Below are 1,076 nucleotides of genomic sequence, written 5' to 3'. Positions count from 1 at the left end.
ACGCTCGCGGTCGGACGGGCGCTGGGCGGGACGGCCTGCGACACGACCGCCGGAGCGATGCTCACGCGACCCACCCGGCCGGTCGGACCGGCGCTCGTCGCGGCCCGAACGATCGTCGCGCGAACCGTACCGACGATCACCGGCGTCGCGCGGCCGGTATGCCCGCTCCCCACCGCGCTCGTCGCGCGACCCCGAGGAACGCGGCCCGCCACGGTGATCCGATGCACCGTACTTCCGCGCTCCGCCGCGGTCGTCACGCGAACCGTACGAACGCTGACCACCGCGGTCATCACGGGAACCGGACGACTGCTGGCCTCCGCGGTCATCACGGGAACCGGACGACTGCTGGCCTCCGCGGTCATCACGCGAACCGTACTTCCGCTCGCCAGCACGATCATCACGAGACCCGTACGCACGCTGCCCGCCCCGGTCATCACGGGACCCGGTCGAACGCTGCCCGCCGCGGTCGTCACGGGAACCGTACGAACGCTGACCACCGCGGTCATCACGCGAACCGTACTTCCGCTCGCCACCACGATCATCACGCGAACCGTACGAACGCTGGCCGCCACGGTCATCACGCGAACCGTACGAACGCTGACCACCGCGGTCATCACGCGAACCGTACGAACGCTGACCACCGCGGTCATCACGCGAACCGTACTTCCGCTCGCCACCACGATCATCACGGGACCCGGTCGAACGCTGGCCGCCACGGTCGTCACGGGAACCGGACGAACGCTGACCGCCTCGGCCGCCCTCCGGCCGGGGCGCTCCGGACCGGTCCCCCTGTCCCGAGCGGCCTCCGCGACGTTCGCCGTCTCCGTCCTTCCGGCGTTCGCCGGGGTCCTGCGTGGAATCGCTCACGGGTGCTTCCTGTCGTCCTGCCTGGGAGTCCTGTGGACTCAACCGTACTCTCGGGGTCGCTGCGCGACCCCGTTAACGAAGAATGGCCACCCGCCAACGCTCGCAATTGAACGCTGTGGGTGGCCACTCCTCAATGAATGTCCGGCGGTGTCCTACTCTCCCACAGGGTCGCCCCTGCAGTACCATCGGCGCTGCGAGTCTTAGCTTCC

Annotated in this window: 1 protein-coding gene and 1 rRNA gene; both read right to left on the bottom strand. The window is 69.5% G+C overall.

The genetic code is table 11. From position 1 onward, the window contains the following. Positions 1-689, bottom strand: a 689-nt coding sequence (locus ESO86_RS17475; protein WP_207207221.1) for a hypothetical protein, incomplete at its 3' end; no start/stop codon positions are given. Positions 690-1,006: 317 nt separating this feature from the next. After that, positions 1,007-1,076: ribosomal RNA gene (gene rrf, locus ESO86_RS20175) — 5S ribosomal RNA — on the bottom strand; the annotation flags it as partial.

Origin of the sequence: Agromyces binzhouensis, assembly GCF_004135055.1 — a bacterium.
Taxonomy (GTDB): Bacteria; Actinomycetota; Actinomycetes; order Actinomycetales; family Microbacteriaceae; genus Agromyces; species Agromyces binzhouensis.
Note: the sequence above shows the minus strand (reverse complement) of the source record. Positions and strands in the feature narration are given on the sequence as shown.